Source organism: Shewanella sp. BJSY2023SW001 (assembly GCF_047314685.1).
GTDB classification, from domain to species: Bacteria; Pseudomonadota; Gammaproteobacteria; order Enterobacterales; family Shewanellaceae; genus Shewanella; species Shewanella indica.
This window is the reverse complement of record NZ_JBKORF010000049.1, coordinates 14,747-35,351: the sequence shown is the minus strand read 5'-3', so window position 1 is coordinate 35,351 and position 20,605 is coordinate 14,747. Positions and strand designations below refer to the sequence as shown.

The window sequence follows — 20,605 nt, the reverse complement described above, 5'->3', positions numbered from 1 at the left end:
AAATATCTAGTCTCACTTCTTAAGTTATTTTCTGTGTTGTAATTTCTTAACTAAGAAAATTAAAAAAGAATTTTATATCTATACCAGTGATCATTAACGGCTGGACAAATAGCTTATATAGGTAAAGTAGTATTTTAATGTGATGGCCGTTTTAATTATCAATGGTGCTTTTGGCATTCACATTAATAAGGGAAAGTGCGAACAAGTCCCATGTGTGCTCTGCGTCGGCTTCCAGGCCGGTAAGAATCTCAGCAAGGTAGTGGATGGCGTGGCACGTATCTATGGCTTTGAGCTGATGCAGGTGGCGCTGGATCTGCAGAAGAAAGTGAATCACAGGCAGTTGTCACCCCAGAATGAGCAACTATTAAAGGCGCTGCGCAAACAGGTTGTTTACCCCGGATGTCGAGGCCTCAACGCAATTCCTGATGAAGTTCCAAGAAAACCAAGCCCCGGTAGGATTGACCTCCGGGGCTCTATGTTGAAAGAACCGGGAATAGCCTTTGCTCAATGGGTTTTCGGGCACTGAGTCAGATGCCTTGGACTCTGACATAATGAGCCAGCGTAGTGGTGAACTGATGCGGACTGCTGCGGACTGTTGCTCGACCGTGTAACCGATACGGGAAGATGTTTAGCGCTCTTGAGCGCCATAGCTGTCGCTTTAAAGTCAAGCGTACGCTATATCCAACTTGCTGCTTGTTTTGGCATCATAGAACAATCGATGTCAAAATAACGTCAAAATAACCGGCGACTTTACATAGAGTTACATTTTTGTAGCCTAGCCTATATATCTGTTTCAACTATCTTTGTTCACTTCATAGCCTGGGTTATTTTGGCTTTGATTCTTGTTCTTGAGGAGTAATCGCATGAGTACAGTATTGAACAAGACTGCACTCACAGAAGCAGAGAGCAGTTTAAGGCAAGTGCTGCAAACCGTCGGTCCTTTGATTGCCGCGCAAGGATTCCAGGGGTTTTGGTTTCAAGGGCTGCCAAGCAACGCCAGGGAGTATTTGGAGCACCCGGGAAATCAAGGCCTATTCGCCCCCGTGTGGCTACGAAGGCCAATCGCGTCACTGGCGTCCTCCTGTCGGATAGCAACCCTGCAACAGTACTATCTGGAACACTATGCCCGCAGCGACAATAATTTCGCCGAGTCTTTATGCGCAAACAAAGCCTGGTGTTACCGCTGGCAAGAGGATGACCCAGTAAAAGTCCTGTTCGCCAAACATGGTTATGACACTGTTCTGAGCTTCCCCGTGCCCAGCTATGCCAACCCGACTTGGTTTGGCCGTTTTATGCTGTTGGGTTCAGGTCATCCGGATCCGCAACCTGAGCGTTTGCAACAGACCCTGATCTTGGCTCAGAGTCTATTGTTTGAACATGACAGGCAGAGATTCAATCCGTTTCTGCAAAGCCGGATCTTCAAGGCCAACGCCAGAAAAGTGCTGCGAATGGCGGCAACCGGACTGCAAAATCATGAGATCTCTGATCGACTGCACATTAGTGTCCGTGGGGTTGAATACCATATGGAGTCAATGCGTAAAAAACTGGGTGCCAGCAACAGGGCAAATCTAATCCATCTGGCCCATCAATTTGAGTTGATCTGACATGTTAATACTGCTGGTCGAAGATAATCGTCTGTTGGCAAACAATATCATTCAATACCTGGCGATAAAGGGTATTGAATGTGACTATGCCGAAACCTTGGCTCAAGCCAATGAACTGCTGAGACAGCAGCATTTTGATGTGGTGGTGCTGGATCTCAACTTGCCTGACGGGGACGGTGTGCGAGCATGCCAGGGCTGGAAGGCCCAGTGTATTACTACGCCGGTGATCATGCTCACCGCCCGCAGTGGTCTGGATGACAGATTGAGCGGCTTTGATGCCGGCGCCGACGATTATCTTATTAAGCCCTTCGCCATGGAGGAGCTGGTCGCCCGCATCAAGGTAGTGGCTCAGCGCCGTCCAGCACCGCCAAAACTACAATTGGGTGAGTTGGAGATGGACTTTGGCAAGCACGAAGCCTATCGCCAGGGACAGTTGTTATCTCTAAGCCGCACCGGCTGGCAGATACTGGCTTTGCTGGCTCGCCGCAGCCCGGAAACCGTGGAGCGGGAAGAGATAGAACGTATGCTCTGGCCCGATTGTCCCCCGGACAGCGACAGCTTGCGCAGCCATTTGCATCTGTTGCGGCGGGTAGTGGATAAGCCGTTCGACAGCCAGTTAATCCACACTATTCGCGGGGTAGGACTCTGCCTGAGGAGTGACTGAAGATGATGCCCAAGTTCAGTCTCAAGCGCAGCTATCAAATTTATGGGCTTATTTTTCTGGCGGTCACTCTGGCCATCAATAGCATCATCCCCCTTTGCATGATGTGCACCGGCATGTTTTCCATGCATGAAATCACCTTGCATAACGCAGGCCAGGCAGCCGAGGCGGTATTTACCCAAGGCAGTACCGAGCTGGATACCGACAACATCAGTGTATTTGCCGACTGGCAGCGGGTACCGGATAAGATAAAAGCCATCAATGACTTTCAGCCTCCCACTGCAGAAACCGGCATCCGCTACCAGCATCTCGATGGCCCCTATATCGATGCCTTAAGTGTCCACTACACGGCTTCAGGCCAGCCGCTGTATCTATGGCTACATTATGATGCCACCCATGATCTTGTCTTTGCACCCAAGAACATGACCGCCATTTTATTGCTGATAGTGATGACCTTCGGGGTGGTGGCCAGCCTGGCGTTTCACATGCAAAAACAGGTAATCACTCCGGTGCACAAAATCAGTCAGGCGATCAAGCAACACGACTGGCAAAGCATGAATGGCTTCAGTTTTCCCAAACAAGGCTATGCCGAGCTGCAATCGATAGTGGATGCGCTCAATACTTCGTTGCAGCAATTACAAAAAGCGCAGCAGAGGGAGCTCAACTTCCTGCGCTTTGCCAGCCACGAACTGCGCACGCCTGTGGCTATCTGCCAGTCATCCTTTGAGCTGCTCACCTTGCAAAAGGGCAAGTTGACCGGGCCAGTACTGGCCGCCAGCCAAGCGACAGCGCAGATGAAATCCATCATAGAAACTCTGCTTTGGCTCACCAACAAGAGCAGCACTCAGCTGGAGAAACAACCTTTGATGCCGGCTGAATTGCTGCAACAGTTGGCCGCCGAGCAGGAACATGCTCAGGGCAAGCAGGGCATGATTCAGTTGGACTGTGACGATACCCAACTTCAGGTGCTGAAAGAGCCTCTGTCCATCATGCTCAATAATCTGCTACGCAACGCACTCGAACATGGCACAGGTGAGGTCAAAGTGGAGCAGAGAGGTAAACATATCAGGGTCAGTAACTCGACCTTACAGGATAGTCTGGGAGGCTTTGGTCTGGGACTAATGTTGGTCAAACGGCTGGCGAAACAACTGGGCTGGCAGTTCAAGGAATATAGAACTCCACAAATGTTTATTGCCGAGATAGAAATTACAGATTAAAGGAAAATGTGAGTTAGGCTTATATTTTATTACCATTTTAAAAAGAGATGGCTTTCGCTGTCTCTTTTTTATTTATTTGACGGAATTTTCACTTAATTTATGTTCTCTTATCACCTACTTCCTTAAACCACAGAGTTTATTTTTTTAAGGATTGTAATCGACCAAGATCACAGCAGTTATTGGCAACAATTAATTATTATTTCCTCGTCTAATTCATGTGTTTAAAGTTTTCAATTACTTGGCATTTTATTTGTCTGAGGAAATATTATGAACTCAAAATGGTTGTTGAGTGGGGTGGCACTGGCTATGGCATTTTCTGCCAATGTGCAGGCCGATGTGACCAAAACCAGCCTGGATCTTGGTTATAAATTTTATACCAGTGATACCGAAGATGATAACCCTGGCGTCTTTAACCAACCCTTTCTCAAGTTAAATCATTTGGGTTTGGCCGATTGGGGCAGTTATTTCGCCAATATCAAGCTGGAGAATCCGGGGGAAGTCGCAGAAAACCAGAAGAATGAAGATGGTAAAACCACTCTAAAGGCATTGGCAATCATAGAGCACAAACTGGGTGAAAGCGGCTTTAACTTTTGGGCCCAGAACTTTATCTCTGCCAGTGAGACTCTGGTCGAAGACAACCTTTATCTGGGGGTTACGCACAACAGTAAGTTTGGCAATTTGGCACTGAACTATGGGGTTGGCTTCAACTATACCTTTGGTCATTTCTCACCAACAGATGAGAACTTCAATGACATTTCAGGTTACGCCCTGGTGCTCAACGCCAAATACCCGCTGAGTTTTGCCGGATTGAAGCACAACTTATCCGTCAACTACGAAGCGCAGATAGACAGGGACGAAGAGCACCAAAAGCTGTTTAGTTACGACAGCTATGGGCACCAGATCATTCTAGGGTGGCAGACCCACTTTACCGATGCCTTCTACGGCAAGTTGCACCTGACTCAGTACGATAGCTGGGGCGCACAGTACAACGACGGTATCGAGTATGGGTTGGCTTTCGGATACCAGTTTTAACAATGGAGCCAAGCTCCCTTTTTTAATCGACAGGAACTGAATATGCAGTTGAACAAATCCGTTTTGGGCGTGGCCGTATCCACTGCCGTGGTGATTACCGGCTGTCAGGTGACCCATGAGATCATCAAGAGTCAGGGGACTGCCCAGGGCAAGCATGGTGAGATCCAGGTTGAAACCAGCATTCAGGATGGCCGTATTGTGGCTATCGACGTGCTGAAGCAGAAAGAAAACCCTGTGTTGGCCGCCGCCGCATTCAAAGATGTAAAGCAAGCCATTATAGATAACAACTCTGTAGAAGTTGACGGGGTTTCCGGTGCAACCGTGACCTCAGATGCTCTCAAGAAAGCCGTAGCCGCCAGTATTGAAGCTGCCGGGGTGACCCTGGTAGCCGCAAGTGCCACGGCCAAGCATAATGAAGCTTTGACACCAGCCGAATACACCTATGACGTAGTCGTGATAGGTTCAGGCGGCGCCGGTTTCAGTGCCGGTCTGGAGGCCATGGAAGCCGGTGCTTCTGCCGTTATCATTGAAAAAATGCCCATCATAGGTGGTAACTCACTGATCTCCGGCGCCGAAATGAACGTAGCCGGTAGCTGGGTACAGAAAAACATGGAGATTACCGACTCCAAAGAGCTGTTTATCCAAGACACACTCAAAGGGGGCGACTTCAAGGGTGACCCTGAGATGGTCAAGGTGATGGTGGACAATGCCGTCAATGCCGCCGAATGGCTGCGTGACTATGTTAAGGTTGAGTTCTATCCCAACCAGTTGTTCCAGTTTGGTGGTCACAGCGTCAAGCGCGCCCTGATCCCCAAAGGCCACACGGGCGCCGAAGTGATCGGCAAGTTTGCCAAGAAAGCCGAAGAAGTCGGTCTGCCTATTCACACCAACACTACCGCCGACCGTCTGCTGATGGACAACAATGGCCGTGTGGTCGGTGTTGAGGCGACCAAGAACGGCAAGAAGATCACTTATCATGCCAAGCGCGGTGTTGTTGTCGCTACCGGTGGTTTCTCTGCCAACGTGGCTATGCGCAAGCAATACAACCCAGAGCTGGATGAGCGTTACGGTACAACAGGTATTTCAGGTGGTACAGGTGACGGTATTGTCATGGGTGAGAAGATCCATGCCGACACCCGTAACCTGGGCTATATCCAAACCTACCCTATCTGTAACCCAGAGACAGGAGCCATTGCCCTGATCGCCGACTCCCGTTTCTTTGGCGCGATTCTGGTCAACCAAAACGGTGAGCGCTTTGTGGAAGAGCTGGAACGTCGCGACGTGATCTCCCATGCGATTCTGGAACAACCCGGTCGTTACACCTATGTTCTGTGGAACAAGGACATTGATGATGTAGCCGGTACCATTGGTATGCACCAGGGTGAATACAAAGACTTCACCAGCCGTGGTCTGATGTATGAAGTAGACAGCATTGAAGAAGCCGCCAAGGTATTCAACATTCCGCTGGAAAACCTCAAGAAGACCATCAAGGATGTGAACCACTATGCGAAAACCGGTAAGGATGAAGCCTTCAACCACAGAGCCGGGCTGGTGGACTTGAGCAAGGGCCCATATTGGATCCTGAAAGCCACGCCATCAGTACACCACACCATGGGTGGTCTGGTAACAGATACCAAGACCCACGTGCTGAATGAACAAGGCAAGGTAATCCCAGGTCTGTTTGCCGCCGGTGAAGTGACAGGTTTGACTCACGGTACTAACCGCCTGGGTGGCAACGCCTATACTGACATCATTGTCTTTGGCCGTATCGCCGGTCAGCAGGCTGCCGCCAACTAAGCCGCCAAACAACTCATCTATCTCCCCAGAACTCAAAACGGCCCGTAAGGGCCGTTTTTTTATCGCGATTCCTTCATTGAAGGCGATAGCAACAAACATTCACTTCCATCCCACCGTATTCAATTAGCCTGTGCCAATTGCTTCAGATGTTGATACAAGGGCTCGCTGAAGCTTTGCTCGTAGGTGAGTCGTAACTGCTGCCTGCCGGCATCGAAATCAAAGGCACGGTAGATATCCACTTCAATGAGTTGGCCACCTTGGATCAAATATTCACTGGGTAAAACCTTGTCGGCCAACTCAGGATTGTCCAGCAGCTCAGTGATCTGCAACAAAGGCGCACCACTCGGGCTCTGGATTAGCTGCCACTCGTAGCTTTCAGGGGCATCGCCAAAGTTAAGCGTAAAACGCTGTTCGCCATCCAGGGTAATTTCATCCTCTGTTGCTATAGGCCAAAAGAGGGTAATCAAGGCCCTGGAGTCGAGAGCTTCGGCGTTGGCAACCGGCATCTCCCAGGAAACAAACTCTTCATTGCGACACATCACATCGGCTTGCTGCGCTGTCCAGATGCGGTAAACCTGCCCAGGCCATTCGAGCTTGGCTAACTGCAGGACAGCCGGGGTGCCTGCCAACAAGCTTTGCCAGTCTTCATCGCCGGTCTGGTACTTGTCCACCTGCATAGTGATTGGCACCTGAGTACCATCATAGAAGGTGTGCAGTTGATTGCCTTCGATAACCGGCGCGCTTGGGCGATAGCCTTGATCCTTGCGTTCGGCATTTATCCAGCGCTCCATTTGGGTATTCCAGCACTCGGAAGCGACTTCATCTCCCAGAGGAATATCCTGGGCCAAAACCTTGCCTTGGTTGACACTACCGATCAAAAATTTTGAGGGATCACCATATTGCAGGGAGAAAAACTCCGGTGCGCCACTCAGCCCCAAATCCAGCAGATGAGCTTGCTCATCATCCTCCATCAAACCATTGAGCACTATCACCCAGTCATTGTCGTTCATGGTTTTATCATCCTGAGGCTCCAGATAACCCAGGACCACCATGGCGTTGTTTACCTTGTTCCGCACCTCTTGGGGATCTGTGGCCAGGAATGTCGCCGCTGTCTGACCACTGGCAGCAATCAAGTGTCGCAGCTCATTCAGAGTCATAGCCAGGGTCTGTTCGGCCGCCAGAATTGCCTCATGATTACCTTCCCCGAGAAGCTTTTCTATCTGAGCTGCTGTCAAAGCGTGAATATGTTGCAGTAGCCAGAAGGCCTCGGCAAAGGTCGGCGCTGCTGTGACCTCGGCTGGGATCTGGTAGGGGGTCTTGCCTTCAGTGGCGAACAGCAGAGAATATAACTGCCTGAGTTCCTTAAGCAGGGAATCGCGCTTGGCATCACTAATGCCCGCCTGCAACATCTGCTGGAAACGACTGAATTCCAAATGGGTTACCAGGTTGATGGCGCCCGTATGCTGGTTCAGGGCAAAGAGCATCAGGCTGCCGTCATCAGCGGTTCGGGCAGTGACACTCTGCTTATTGTGCTGCTGTTTGGCCGGGGGGTTGTCGCTGGTCTGCGCTATCCAGCTGGCCAGCAGATAATAATCGGGCGTAGGCTCATCGCTGCGCCAATCGAGCTGATACTTGCCGTCGCTGTCGGTTGTTGTTGTGGGCTCATCGGCATCACAAGACAAGTTACGATTGAGATCGGCGCAAACATCAGCACCAGCTACAGCCCCCAAATAACTGACCTGTCCCAGAACACTGATATCCTTGGTCACAGGTGGTTGGTTGTCATCTGAGTCGGAATTACCGCAGGCGGAAAGCAGCGTGGCGCTAAGAAGTACTGCGAGATACTTTGGTTTAACCATTTGATCGTCCGTGATTAATTAAATTTGAAGGTGCATTTTCCTTAGCCTTTGGGGTGATCACAACCCCCCGAAAGCACTAAGTCTTTGCGAGTCCATTGAATAGACTAAATCCCTTTTATGACAAGAGCAGGAATTGGCCAATAAAAACGGCTCCATTCAGGAGCCGTTTTTGTCATTTACTGCTGTCATCAAGCTTTAGGACCGGCAGCCTTAATGGCATCGGAGACCTGATACTTAGCGAAGTTGCTCTGGAAAGATTCAGCCAACTGTTTGGCATACTTGGCGTATTCTTCCTTGTCAGCCCAAGTGTTGACCGGATTGAGCAGCGCGCTGTCGACGCCGGGAATGGCAACCGGGACATCCAGATTCAACTGCTCGATATGTTCGGTCGGCACTTCTTTGAGTTCACCGCTGACGATGGCATCCACTATGGCGCGGGTGACAGGAATGTCGAAACGTTTGCCGACGCCATAAGGGCCGCCGGTCCAACCTGTGTTCACCAGGTAAACTTGGCTGCCGAAGGCTTGGATACGCTTCATCAACAGCTCGGCATAAACCCCGGCAGGACGAGGGAAGAAGGGAGCACCGAAACAGGTGGAGAAAGTCGACTGAATCGCGGCGGTTGAGCCCACTTCGGTGGAACCTACCTTGGCGGTATACCCCGAGAGGAAGTGATAAGCTGCCTGCTCCTTGCTAAGTTTGGCTACCGGAGGCAAGACGCCGGAAACATCACAGGTGAGGAACACCACGGCGTGAGGCTCGTTACCACGATTATCTTCCTTACGCTGGGCAATATGCTCCAGTGGGTAAGCGGCGCGAGTGTTCTCGGTCAGGCTGGCATCCTTGTAGTCAGGCACTCGCTGAGCATCCAGCACCACGTTTTCCAGCACAGTACCGAAGCGAATCGCATCCCAGATCACCGGCTCATTCTTCTGACTGAGATCGATACACTTGGCATAGCAGCCGCCTTCAATATTGAAGACGCCGCCTTCAGCCCAGCCGTGTTCATCATCACCGATCAGAAAACGCTTGGGATCGGCAGACAATGTAGTCTTGCCTGTACCTGAAAGACCAAAGAAGAGAGTGGTGTCGCCATCTTTGCCGACGTTGGCCGAGCAATGCATAGGCAGTACATCTTTGGCCGGCAGCAGGAAGTTTTGTACCGAGAACATGGATTTTTTCATTTCACCGGCATAGCGCATACCGGCCAGCAGTACCTTACGCTCGGCGAAGTTGATGATCACTGCACCGTCCGAGTTAGTGCCATCGCGCTCGGGTGAGCAGACAAAGCCTGGGGCGTTGATGATCTGCCACTCGGGTTTGTGGCTCTGGTTATAGTGCTCAGGTACGATAAACAGATTACGGGCAAACAATTGGTGCCAGGCGTATTCGGTCGTGACTCTGATAGGCAGGTAGTGTTCGGCATCGGCGCCGACTTCCAGCTCAGAGACAAATACTTGTTTGTCGGCCAGATAGGCTTCGACTTGCTCCCACAGGGCGGCAAACTTCTGAGGTTCAAACGCCTGGTTGACCACGCCCCACTCGATATCAGCCTCGGTACCCGGCTCCTTGACGATAAAACGGTCGGCGGGGGAACGGCCGGTGCGCTCGCCGGTCTGAGCCACCAGAGCACCGTTGGCTGTTAATCTGCCTTCACCGCGCAGAATCGCCTGCTCTACCAGTTGGGCACTGTTGAGGTTGAGTTGAATGCGGTTTGCTTCTGCCGCCATAAGTAAGGTCTCCATCTATTATGAGGTCTGATATAGTCCCGGTCTGCTGTCGGGTTGGCGCGATTGTAACTTAAGCCGCGGCTAAAGTGTGAGCACGTTCTGAAAAATGACAAAAAAAAGAGAGCGATCACTCGCTCTCTTAAAAACAACTGAATATTGCCCCCGTTATTGGGGAGTATTAGGTGTCTGACTGTTGGCAAAGATGGCTTCGATATCGATGGCATCGAAGCGGTAGTGACTGTTGCAATATTCACAGCCCATCTCCACCAGCCCCTTCTCCTGAATGATAGCGTCTATCTCTTCCTTCGCCAGGGTGCGGATCGCTGCAGCGCTGCGCTCACGGGAACAGGTACACTTGAAGCTGACGCTTACTGGGTCGAACAACCGTACCTGCTCCTGATGGTAAAGACGGTGCAGGACTTCAGTAGCCGGCAGGCTGAACAATTCTTCAGCTTTAATAGTAGCGGTCAGCTGAGTCAGGTGTTCAAACTCGGTATTTTCACTCTGCTCACTCGGCAATACCTGCAACAGCATACCGGCGGCATGTTCACCATTGGCAAATAACCAAATACCTGTAGGCAATTGCTCCGACTGGGCAAAGTAGCTCTCAAGACATTCTGCGATGCTGGGCTTATCCAGGGCCACTACCCCTTGATAACGCTCACCTTCGGTCGGAGTCAGGGTGATGACCATATAACCTTGGCCAAAGAGCTGATCCAGTGTTGCATCTGTGGCAATCTCGCCTTGCCAGCGGGCAACGCCCCTTAATTCCTGACGGTTATTGCCGTTGATCACCGCCAGTGACACCGGACCACCCTGCCCCTGCAGCTGTACACTGATATCACCTTCAAATTTCAGTGTTGCCGTCAGCAGCGAAGTCGCCGCCAGCAATTCACCCAGCAGTACCTTAAGGCGCTCCGGGTAATCATGGGTGCTAATTATCTGGCGATAGCTGTCACCAAGTTGGGCCAGTTCACCCCTTACATCAGCGTTATCAAACAGATAGCGATGGAGAGTATCTTGGTTCATTGGGTTTCTCACAGTTAATTCAGGTCTCGCGGAAGCGAATGATTTGCCGCCGCTGTTTCTTATCCGGCTTGGTATCGGGCGCCGGATTATGCAATATGTTGAGCCTTCTGGCTTCAGCATTGCTTTCCCGTTTTTGTATGCTCTGCGGCGTTTCTTCGTACAGGCTCTGGGCGATAGCCGCTCCCTGACGGACACCGGAAACTTTTTTTATGACGATCTCTTTTTCGTCATATCCCTGGCGTAACCTAATGCGCGCACCGACTTCTGCCAGCTTGCTGGATTTGGCTCTTTGACCGTTGTAATGTACTTTACCGCCGTTGATCATCTCTTTGGCCAGGGCGCGGGTCTTGTAAAAGCGCGCCGCCCAGAGCCATTTATCGAGCCGGACCGCCTCGGCGTTGTCATTGCTATTGGCCATGGATACTCCTGTCATAATTGAAAAAGGGGATGAGCTCACAACTCGGGGATAAACCCCTTGTCCAAGCCGCCAATACGGGGTTAAACAGTGGAGCGCTTCACACCCTTTCCAGGCGCGCAAAGGTAGCATAATCGTACAATTTTCGCCAACCAACCCCCTGTTATGGTCTTGTTGCAAACAAGAGTGTGAGTTAGCATGGCGAAGGTTTCATTCACTATTATAATCAGAACAGAGACCTGATTAGAGGGTCCGGAAAATATGGATTTATTGGATAAGATTATCGCCAAGACGGGCAGCATACCGCAAAAACCCGCCAGCACCGCCGTGTTTTGGCTATTGTTGCTATTGGTTCTGTATTTGACGGCACAGATTAGCTGGAAACTGATCCCAACAGGAAAACCGACTGCCAACTGGACACCAACCCCGGTGTCTGGTCCCCAATCACAGAATGTCGATATCAGCGGTATCAATGGTTTGGCGCTGTTCGGCAAAAAAGACGCCAGCAGCACCAAGCCTAAAGAAGTCTCAACTGAAATGATCACAGATGCGCCCAAAACGTCACTGTCGATTCTGTTGACCGGGGTGGTGGCGTCCAGCGCCGAGCAGAAAGGCCTGGCGATTATCGAGTCTCAAGGCAGCCAGGAAACCTACAGTCTGGGCGATAAGATCAAGGGCACCTCAGCATCGCTGAAAGAGGTGTATGCCGACCGTATCATTATTACCAATGCCGGTCGTTACGAAACCCTGATGCTCGACGGCCTGCAATATACTACTCAGTCACAAGCCAATGCTCAGCTGCAACAGGCCCGCAGCGGTGGTGACGTGACCAAGGTTGACCGCCGTGATGCCGACATTGGCCGCGAGTTGGTGGCTTCCCGCGATGAGTTGCTGGCCGATCCCAGCAAGATTACCGATTACCTGGCAATTTCACCGGTTCAAAAGGATGGCGAAGTGCAAGGGTACAGACTCAATCCGGGCAAAGATGCCGGATTATTCAAGGATGCCGGGTTCCAGCCCAATGACCTGGCAAAATCCATCAATGGTTATGATTTAACTGATATGAGTCAGGCGCTGGAGGTGATGGGCCAGTTGCCGGAGCTGACCGAAGTCTCTGTGATGGTAGAGCGCGAAGGTCAGTTGGTTGAAATCATGTTCAGTTTGCCGCAATAAAGCAGGTTTAGAGGAAAGCACAATAATGAACAATAAACGGATTCGAACCAAGCTTATCGCTGGTCTGGTAGCTACCGCGGCCTTGCTGACCCAGCCAAGCGCTTGGTCTGAGCAATATGCGGCAAACTTTAAAGGCACAGATATTCAGGAGTTTATCAACATAGTTGGTAAAAACCTCAACAAGACCATCATTGTCGATCCCACTATTCGCGGCAAAATCAACGTCCGCAGCTATGACATGCTCAACGACGAGCAATATTACCAATTTTTCCTCAACGTGCTGCAGGTCTACGGCTATGCTGTGGTCGAGCTGGAAAACAATGTCATCAAGGTGATTAAAGACAAAGACGCCAAGACCTCTTCGATTCGGGTTGCCGATGACAATACCCCGGGTCTTGGCGACGAGATGGTGACCCGCATAGTGGCGCTGTACAACACAGAAGCCAAGCAACTGGCACCTTTGCTGCGTCAGCTCAATGACAATGCCGGTGGCGGCAACGTGGTCAACTATGATCCTTCCAATGTATTGATGATCACCGGCCGCGCCAATGTGGTCAACAAGCTAGTGGAAATCGTGCGCCGGGTAGACAAGCAGGGTGACACTGAAGTGCAGGTGGTGCCCTTGGAATACGCTTCTGCCGGTGAGATGGTGCGGATCATAGATACCCTCTATCGCGCCAGTGCCAACCAGGCACAGCTACCGGGACAGGCGCCCAAGGTGGTGGCCGATGAGCGGATCAACGCCGTGGTGGTCAGTGGTGATGAACGCAGTCGTCAGCGGGTAGTAGAGCTTATTCATCGCCTCGATGCCGAACAGGCCAGCACAGGCAATACCAAGGTGCGTTATCTGCGTTATGCCAAGGCCGAAGACCTGGTGGAAGTGCTGACAGGGTTTGCCCAAAAACTGGAAGCGAAAGATGGTGCAGCACCAGCCCCCGGCAGCGCCGGCGGTAAACGCCGCAATGAAATCAATATCATGGCCCATGAAGACACCAATGCCCTGGTGATCAGCGCTGAGCCAGATCAGATGCGTACCCTGGAGAGCGTGATCAACCAATTGGATATCCGCCGCGCCCAGGTACTGGTGGAGGCCATCATAGTCGAGGTCGCCGAAGGGGATGATGTGGGCTTCGGTATCCAATGGGCCACAGAGGCCGGTGGTGGTACTCAGTTCAACAACCTGGGACCCACCATAGGTGAAATTGGTGCGGGTATCTGGAATGCGCAGGACAAGAAAGCCTCCCAGACCTGTACCGGTTCGGGTGACAACCTGACCTGTACCGATAACCCTGACACCAAGGGCGATATCACCCTGTTGGCCCAGGCGCTCGGTAAGGTAAACGGCATGGCCTGGGGTGTGACCATGGGCGACTTTGGCGCTCTGATACAGGCGGTGTCCAGCGATACCAACTCCAACGTATTGGCGACCCCTTCTATTACCACCCTGGACAACCAGGAAGCCTCCTTCATCGTCGGTGACGAAGTGCCCATCCTTACTGGCGCGCAGAACTCCAGCAATGGCAACAGCAACCCATTCCAAACCGTTGAACGCAAAGAAGTCGGGGTTAAGCTCAAGGTAGTGCCGCAGATCAACGAAGGCAATGCCGTCAAGCTCACCATTGAGCAGGAAGTCTCCGGCATCAACGGCAAGACCAATGTGGACGTGACCTTTGCCACCCGCCGCCTGACGACTACCGTAATGGCCGACTCGGGTCAAATCGTGGTGCTGGGGGGGCTAATTAATGAAGAGGTACAGGAAAGCGTCCAGAAAGTACCTTTCCTGGGCGATATCCCGATTCTGGGGCATCTGTTCAAGTCATCCAGCAGCGGCAAGAAGAAAAAGAACCTGATGGTATTTATCAAGCCGACCATCATCCGTGATGGTGTCACCATGGAAGGCATTGCCGGCCGTAAATACAACTACTTCCGAGCCCTGCAGCTGGAACAGCAGGAACGTGGTATCAACCTGATGCCAAGGACTGATGTGCCCATGCTGGAAGAGTGGAGCCAGGAAGAATACCTGCCACCCGAAGTCAATGAGATCCTCGATCGTTACAAGCAGGGTAAGGGACTGGATACCAAGATGCGTAAAACAGACTCCACCCTGAAGACCTTGGAAGAAAACAAGCAGGACGAAGCCGATGACTGAAGTCCAGCCGCCAACAGACGATCTGGCCCAGGTTTCCAGTGAACTGGCGCTGACCGCCGAGGCTGAAAGTGACGAGCTGTTTCACTCAAGCAGCCGTGAGCGGCTGCCGTTTGCCTTTGCTCACAGATACAACCTGGTGCTCAGTAAAGGCCAAGATGAACGGCTGACCCTCTATTACACCCAGGCAACGCCTTTGTCTGTGTTGTTTGAGGTGCGTCGCTATGCCGGCCAGGAACTGCCGCTGCACAAACTGGAAGCCCATGAGTTTGAGCGCTACCTGACTCAGGCCTATCAGAGTAACTCTTCCGAGGCGCAGCAGCTGATGGAAGACATAGGCAATGAGATGGATCTCTTTACCCTGGCAGAAGAGATGCCGCAGACCGAAGATCTGCTGGAAGGAGAAGATGATGCGCCCATCATCAAGCTGATCAACGCCTTATTGTCCGAAGCCATCAAAGAGGAAGCTTCGGATATTCATATTGAAACCTATGAGAAGCAGCTGGTGGTGCGTTTCCGGGTTGATGGCGTGCTCAAGGAAGTACTCAAGCCGAACCGTAAGCTTTCTTCGCTCCTGGTATCGCGGATCAAGGTTATGGCCCGTTTGGATATCGCCGAAAAGCGGGTGCCGCAGGATGGCCGGATCTCACTGCGTATCGGTGGCCGCGCTGTGGATGTCCGGGTATCGACCATGCCATCGAGCCACGGCGAGCGGGTCGTACTGCGTCTGCTGGACAAGAACGCTGGCAATCTGGACTTGGCACAACTGGGAATGAAAGACAGTATTCGCCACCAGTTCGATGAACTGATCCGTAAACCTCACGGCATTATTCTGGTCACCGGCCCTACGGGTTCGGGCAAGAGTACTACCCTCTATGCCGGTCTGACCGAAATCAATCACAACGACATCAACATACTCACAGTTGAAGACCCAATTGAATACGAGCTGGAAGGCATAGGCCAGACCCAGGTCAACACCAAGGTGGATATGACCTTCGCCCGCGGCTTGCGGGCCATTTTGCGTCAGGATCCTGATGTGGTGATGATAGGGGAAATCCGTGACCTGGAAACGGCGCAGATAGCGGTGCAGGCCTCACTCACCGGCCACCTGGTGATCTCTACCTTGCACACCAACACGGCTTCCGGTGCCATTACCCGTTTGCAGGACATGGGCGTTGAGCCTTTCCTGGTGTCTTCCAGTCTGCTGGGGGTGCTGGCCCAGCGCCTGGTGCGGACTCTATGCAACGAGTGTAAGGAAGCCCATACCCCGGATGCCCGCGAACGTGAGCTCCTGGGCATAGGCGATGAAGATGCGGTGATCTATCGCGCCAAGGGCTGCAAGAGCTGTGGCCATAACGGCTATCGTGGCCGTACCGGGATCCATGAACTGCTGCTGGTGGACGACAACGTCCGCGAACTCATCCACGGTGGCCGTGGCGAACTGGCGATTGAAAAATATATTCGTCAGCACAACCCCAGCATTCGCCATGATGGCATGGTCAAGGTGCTGGCGGGGATCACTACCCTGGAAGAAGTGCTGCGCGTGACCCGCGAGGAGTAATTCATGGCGGCATTCGAGTATAAGGCGCTCAATCAAGCCGGAAAGCAGGTCAAAGGGGTTATCGAAGCCGATACCGCCAGACTGGCCCGCAGTCAGCTGCGTGAACAGAAGCTGATGCCGCTGGATATCGCCCCGGTCACCGAAAAAGAAGCCAAGGCCAGCAGTGGCAGTTGGTTGGCGCGGCGCAAGAAGATCTCTGTGGCTGAACTGGCGCTGATCACCCGCCAGATAGCGACTCTGGTCGCTGCCGGTTTGCCGGTGGAAGAAGCCCTCAAGGCCGTAGGCCAACAGTGCGAAAAAGACCGTCTCGCCTCCATGGTGATGGCGGTACGCTCGCGAGTGGTGGAAGGCTACTCGCTGGCCGACTCCATGGCCGAGTTTCCCCATGTGTTTGATGATCTCTACCGCGCCATGGTGGCCTCGGGTGAAAAGTCCGGCCATTTGGAAGTGGTGCTCAATCGCCTGGCGGACTACACGGAGCGGCGCCAACAGCTCAAGACTAAGCTGACCCAGGCGATGATCTACCCCATAGTGCTGACCACAGTGGCTATCGGCGTTATCGCCGTGCTGCTGGCGGCCGTAGTGCCCAAAGTAGTTGGTCAATTTGAACATATGGGCCAGGAGTTACCCGGTACCACTCAGTTTTTGATTGCCGCCTCTGACTTTGTCCAGCATTACGGGCTATTCGTCCTCGGCGCCATAGTATTGCTGGCGCTGCTGTTTCAGAAGATGCTCACCAAACCCGCCTTCAAACTCAAGTATCACGAGCTGTTGCTACGTTTGCCTGTGGTGGGCAAAGTCAGTAAGGGGCTGAATACGTCACGCTTTGCCCGAACCTTGAGTATCCTCAGTGCCAGTTCAGTGCCGCTGCTTGATGGCATGCGGATTGCCAGTGAGGTCTTGCTGAATGTGCGGGTACGTCAGGCAGTGGAAGAGGCCACGGCCAGAGTGCGTGAGGGAACCAGTCTGGGAGCGGCACTGACTAATACCAAGCTGTTCCCGCCGATGATGTTGTATATGATAGCCTCGGGTGAGAAGAGTGGTGAACTGGAGCAGATGCTGGAGCGCGCCGCAGATAACCAGGACAGGGAGTTCGAGTCCAACGTCAATATCGCCTTGGGGGTGTTCGAACCTCTGTTGGTGGTGAGTATGGCCGGGATAGTGTTGTTTATTGTTCTGGCAATTTTGCAACCGATATTGGCGCTCAACAATATGATTAGTGGCTGAGTCTTATTTCACCGCAGCCATGTGAGATTTTTTAGGAGGAAGTAAGTTAATGCAAAGCAACAACAGACAGAAAGGTTTTACCCTGTTGGAAGTGATGGTGGTGATAGTGATCCTGGGGATCTTGGCCTCCATGGTGGTACCCAATCTGATGGGTAACAAGGACAAGGCCGACCAACAAAAGGCGGTGTCTGACATAGTCGCATTGGAAAACCAGCTGGACATGTACAAGCTGGACAACAGCGTGTACCCCACAACCGAACAGGGACTGGAAGCTCTGGTCCAGAAGCCGACCATTTCTCCTGAGCCACGTAACTACCGCGACGGAGGCTACGTTAAGCGTCTGCCTATGGATCCCTGGGGTAATCCTTATCTACTGATGAGCCCGGGCGAACACGGCAAGATTGACGTCTTCAGCTCAGGCCCTGATAGCCAGCCCGGCACAGAAGACGATATAGGCAACTGGAATCTGCAAGATTTCCAATAAGATGCAAAACAAGCACTCACGGGGTTTTACCCTGCTGGAAGTGATGTTGGTAGTGCTGCTGATGGGGCTGGCAGCTACGGCTGTGACCATGACAATGGGGGACAGCGGTCCCAAGCAACAGTTAACCCGTGAGGCGCAGAGATTTATGGCGGCCACCGAGACAGTACTGGATGAAACCGTACTCAGTGGCCAGTTTATCGGCATAGTGGTGGACAAGGACAAGTACCACTTCGTGCTGTTTAAAGAGAACAAATGGCAACCGCTGGAGCAGGACAGGCTACTGGCCGAAAAGCAGTTGCCGGAAGGCATCAAACTGTCGGTCGAGCTCGAAGGCCTGCCTTTGGTGCAGGAAGATGAAGAGCAGGACTCCTGGTTCGACGAGCCCTTTATCGAAGAATCGGACGCGGACAAAAAGAAGTTTCCCGAGCCGCAGATCATGCTGTTGCCAAGTGGCGAAATGACAGCTTTCGAGCTGAGCTTTATTGCCAGCGACAGCCTGGGCGAAACCGTTGAGGTGTTGGTCAGTGGTGATAGCCTGGGTCGCCTCAAGCTGGGGAGGTTCGATGATTTCGAATAAACTTGCCCGGCAAAAGGGGATGACGTTGCTGGAAGTGATAGTCGCTCTGGCAGTGTTTGCCATTGCGGCGGTGGCCATTACCAAGAGCATAGGCGATCAGATTGCCAATATGCCGATTCTGGAACAGCGCACCCTGGCACAGTGGGTGGCCGATAACCAGATGGTGGATGCCAGGTTGGAAAAAGGCTTTCCTGCTCTTGGACGCAAAGATGGTCGTAGCGAACTGGCCGGCCAAACCTGGTATTGGCGCAAAGAGGTGGTCAAGACCACAGATGATAATTTTCGGATGATCCGTATCAGTGTTAGCGATGATGACAAATTCGAGCGGATCATCGCTCAGGTGAACTCTTATGTACTCAAGCAGGAATAGCGGCTTTACCCTGCTGGAGATGCTGATCGCCATAGCGATCTTCGCCATGTTGGGCCTGGCAGCCAATGCTGTATTACAAACTGTGCTGAAGAACGATGAGGTGACCCGCGATTTTTCACAGCAACTCAAATACCTGCAGCAGGGCTTTGGGGTGTTGGAGCGGGATCTGGGCCAGATGGTGGCCCGTACTCCCAGGCTACTGGAAGGCGGCCGTGGCAGCACAGTGTTTCAAACCGGGACTGATATTCTGGACTCTGAATCCGAGGCGCTGGTGTTTTTTCGTCTCGGGTGGCTCAACCCGGGAGGTTTACTGCCAAGAGGCAGCCTGCAGTCTGTGGCCTATGTAGTACAGGAAGGCCGACTTGAGCGTTGGTACTATCCTTATCCAGAGCCGGAATTCGGCGCCGAGCCGATTAAAACCGTATTGATGGACAAGGTGCTATCGGTAAAGTACGCCTTTTTTGTCGAGGACAAGTGGCAACGTAAAGCCGATGCCAGCAAGTTACCCAAGGCGATCGCCATAGAGATAGAAACAGAGGACAGAGGCGTTATCAGCCGCAAATTCCTGTTGCCGATTGGAGCCCCGGCAGCCGACAAACAGAATGATAATAGTGGCGACACTAACAAAGGGGATAACAACAGCGGCACTAATACAGATGGTGGTCAGCAGGAGTCGGACGGCCAAGAGGGTAACGACTCAGGCCAAGGTAAAGAGGAACTCTGATGAAAGGCAAACAAAGAGGGGTTGCTCTGATAGTGGTGCTGCTGATAGTAGCGATTGTGGCCGTGCTGGCGACCAGTATTACCGGGCGCAATCAGTTATCAGTGCGCAGAACCTTAAATCTGGCGCAGTATGACCAAGCTTACTGGTATGCCATTTCGGCCGAAGAGTTAGCGCGTAAAGTATTGAAACAGGATCTGGATGACTCTGAAGGTCGGGTGCATCTGCAACAATACTGGGCACTGGCAGATGTCATTCTCCCGGCAGAAAATGGCGAAATCGGCGGCACCATTTCCGATCTTCGCAGCTGTTTTAACCTCAATGCCTTGAGTGTCAGCAGCAAAGAGACGACAGATGGGCAACCGCAGAAGATGCCGCTGGCCGCCAGACAGTTCAAAGGATTGCTGGAATCCTTGGGGATGGATGAATTCGGTGCCGAACGTCTGACCCATACGTTGAAAGATTATCTGGATGAGGATTCGATAGCCTCACCCTTTGGCGCCGAAGATGCCGAGTATGAAGCGCGGGTTGTCCCTTACCGGGCGGCCAACACGCTAATGAGCCACAGCAGTGAACTCAGGGCTGTGTTTGGCTTTAACCAAGAGACTTATCGCATTTTAAAGCCCTATGTTTGCGCCATACCGGGAAATGACCGACAGTTGTTGAACGTCAACACCATCAAGGTTGAGCAGGCTGCACTGCTGGCTGGCATGCTGGAAAACCAGATCTCGGTAGGCGAAGCAGAAAGCATTATTAACCAGCGCCCAGCGGGGGGCTTCGACAAAATAGAAGATTTCTGGGCGCTGGGTTCTTTGACCTCGATTGCCAGTAAGAATGATCAGCTCAAGTCCAGTTTTGTGGTCAACAGTAAGTTTTTTAAGCTGGAGGCCAAGGCCAGGGTAGATGATGCCCTGTTCCGATTGGAGAGTATGCTGCATATAGTGGGTGGGAATCATCTCGAAGTGTTGACCCGGCAATATGGCGGACAAGAATAACAGGACA

General features: G+C 52.2%; 19 protein-coding genes. 15 read left to right on the top strand and 4 right to left on the bottom strand.

Annotated elements, in window-relative coordinates; all coding sequences use genetic code 11:
• The first annotated feature begins 142 nt into the window (after positions 1-142).
• The 6 genes from ACMHXH_RS11130 to urdA all read left to right on the top strand — a co-directional run bounded on the left by ACMHXH_RS11130 (position 143) and on the right by urdA (position 6,311).
• Positions 143-526 carry a hypothetical protein gene (locus ACMHXH_RS11130; RefSeq protein ID WP_413738055.1) on the top strand — a complete coding sequence of 128 codons (384 nt, stop codon included), beginning with the start codon at positions 143-145 and terminating at the stop codon, positions 524-526.
• A 337-nt stretch (positions 527-863) separates the two neighbouring features.
• On the top strand, positions 864-1,604 hold the full coding sequence (locus tag ACMHXH_RS11125) for a helix-turn-helix transcriptional regulator (RefSeq protein ID WP_039035156.1): 741 nt from the start codon (positions 864-866) through the stop codon (positions 1,602-1,604).
• Position 1,605: 1 nt separating this feature from the next.
• The gene (locus ACMHXH_RS11120) at positions 1,606-2,268 is read left to right on the top strand and encodes a response regulator transcription factor (protein WP_335912506.1); all 663 of its coding nucleotides are present in this window, start codon (positions 1,606-1,608) and stop codon (positions 2,266-2,268) included.
• A 2-nt stretch (positions 2,269-2,270) separates the two neighbouring features.
• Positions 2,271-3,482, top strand: coding sequence for a sensor histidine kinase (locus tag ACMHXH_RS11115; protein WP_039035158.1), 1,212 nt, complete (start codon positions 2,271-2,273; stop codon positions 3,480-3,482).
• Positions 3,483-3,749: 267 nt separating this feature from the next.
• On the top strand, positions 3,750-4,514 hold the full coding sequence (locus ACMHXH_RS11110) for an outer membrane protein OmpK (RefSeq protein WP_039035159.1): 765 nt from the start codon (positions 3,750-3,752) through the stop codon (positions 4,512-4,514).
• 42 nt (positions 4,515-4,556) lie between these two features.
• Positions 4,557-6,311 (top strand): urocanate reductase, encoded by a 1,755-nt coding sequence (gene urdA / locus ACMHXH_RS11105; protein WP_039035160.1) that lies wholly within the window; start codon positions 4,557-4,559, stop codon positions 6,309-6,311.
• Positions 6,312-6,430: 119 nt separating this feature from the next.
• Here urdA and ACMHXH_RS11100 read toward each other — a convergent pair whose 3' ends face one another.
• The 4 genes from ACMHXH_RS11100 to hslR form a co-directional block, all read right to left on the bottom strand.
• Positions 6,431-8,170, bottom strand: a complete 1,740-nt coding sequence (locus ACMHXH_RS11100) for a hypothetical protein (protein ID WP_335912507.1) — start codon at positions 8,168-8,170, stop codon at positions 6,431-6,433.
• 188 nt (positions 8,171-8,358) lie between these two features.
• Positions 8,359-9,900, bottom strand: coding sequence for a phosphoenolpyruvate carboxykinase (locus ACMHXH_RS11095; protein ID WP_039035162.1), 1,542 nt, complete (start codon positions 9,898-9,900; stop codon positions 8,359-8,361).
• A gap of 165 nt (positions 9,901-10,065) precedes the next feature.
• Complete coding sequence (gene hslO, locus ACMHXH_RS11090; RefSeq protein ID WP_039035163.1) at positions 10,066-10,929, bottom strand: Hsp33 family molecular chaperone HslO; 864 nt, start codon at positions 10,927-10,929, stop codon at positions 10,066-10,068.
• A gap of 19 nt (positions 10,930-10,948) precedes the next feature.
• Positions 10,949-11,347: a ribosome-associated heat shock protein Hsp15 gene (gene hslR / locus ACMHXH_RS11085; protein ID WP_039035164.1), complete on the bottom strand. Its 399-nt coding sequence runs from the start codon at positions 11,345-11,347 to the stop codon at positions 10,949-10,951.
• Between the two features lie 258 nt (positions 11,348-11,605).
• Between hslR and gspC the strand changes: the two genes are divergently transcribed.
• Genes gspC through gspK form a run of 9 tightly spaced genes read left to right on the top strand, consistent with a single transcriptional unit; the run spans position 11,606 to position 20,598 of the window.
• Positions 11,606-12,517 carry a type II secretion system protein GspC gene (gspC, locus tag ACMHXH_RS11080; protein ID WP_039035165.1) on the top strand — a complete coding sequence of 304 codons (912 nt, stop codon included), beginning with the start codon at positions 11,606-11,608 and terminating at the stop codon, positions 12,515-12,517.
• Between the two features lie 25 nt (positions 12,518-12,542).
• Positions 12,543-14,666, top strand: a complete 2,124-nt coding sequence (gspD, locus tag ACMHXH_RS11075; RefSeq protein ID WP_039035166.1) for a type II secretion system secretin GspD — start codon at positions 12,543-12,545, stop codon at positions 14,664-14,666.
• The gene (gene gspE, locus ACMHXH_RS11070) at positions 14,659-16,224 is read left to right on the top strand and encodes a type II secretion system ATPase GspE (protein ID WP_039035167.1); all 1,566 of its coding nucleotides are present in this window, start codon (positions 14,659-14,661) and stop codon (positions 16,222-16,224) included. Before gspD ends, gspE begins: the two co-directional genes overlap by 8 nt.
• 3 nt (positions 16,225-16,227) lie before the next feature.
• Positions 16,228-17,451, top strand: a complete 1,224-nt coding sequence (gene gspF, locus ACMHXH_RS11065; protein ID WP_335912511.1) for a type II secretion system inner membrane protein GspF — start codon at positions 16,228-16,230, stop codon at positions 17,449-17,451.
• Between the two features lie 49 nt (positions 17,452-17,500).
• The gene (gene gspG / locus ACMHXH_RS11060) at positions 17,501-17,935 is read left to right on the top strand and encodes a type II secretion system major pseudopilin GspG (protein WP_039035169.1); all 435 of its coding nucleotides are present in this window, start codon (positions 17,501-17,503) and stop codon (positions 17,933-17,935) included.
• A gap of 1 nt (position 17,936) precedes the next feature.
• Complete coding sequence (gene gspH / locus ACMHXH_RS11055; protein WP_039035170.1) at positions 17,937-18,512, top strand: type II secretion system minor pseudopilin GspH; 576 nt, start codon at positions 17,937-17,939, stop codon at positions 18,510-18,512.
• Entirely contained in the window at positions 18,499-18,882 is a 384-nt protein-coding gene (gspI, locus tag ACMHXH_RS11050; protein ID WP_039035171.1) for a type II secretion system minor pseudopilin GspI, read from the top strand. Before gspH ends, gspI begins: the two co-directional genes overlap by 14 nt.
• Positions 18,863-19,606 carry a type II secretion system minor pseudopilin GspJ gene (gene gspJ, locus ACMHXH_RS11045; protein ID WP_039035172.1) on the top strand — a complete coding sequence of 248 codons (744 nt, stop codon included), beginning with the start codon at positions 18,863-18,865 and terminating at the stop codon, positions 19,604-19,606. The genes gspI and gspJ overlap by 20 nt, the downstream gene beginning before the upstream one ends.
• Positions 19,606-20,598: a type II secretion system minor pseudopilin GspK gene (gene gspK, locus ACMHXH_RS11040; protein WP_335912513.1), complete on the top strand. Its 993-nt coding sequence runs from the start codon at positions 19,606-19,608 to the stop codon at positions 20,596-20,598. Before gspJ ends, gspK begins: the two co-directional genes overlap by 1 nt.
• Positions 20,599-20,605: the final 7 nt, after the last annotated feature.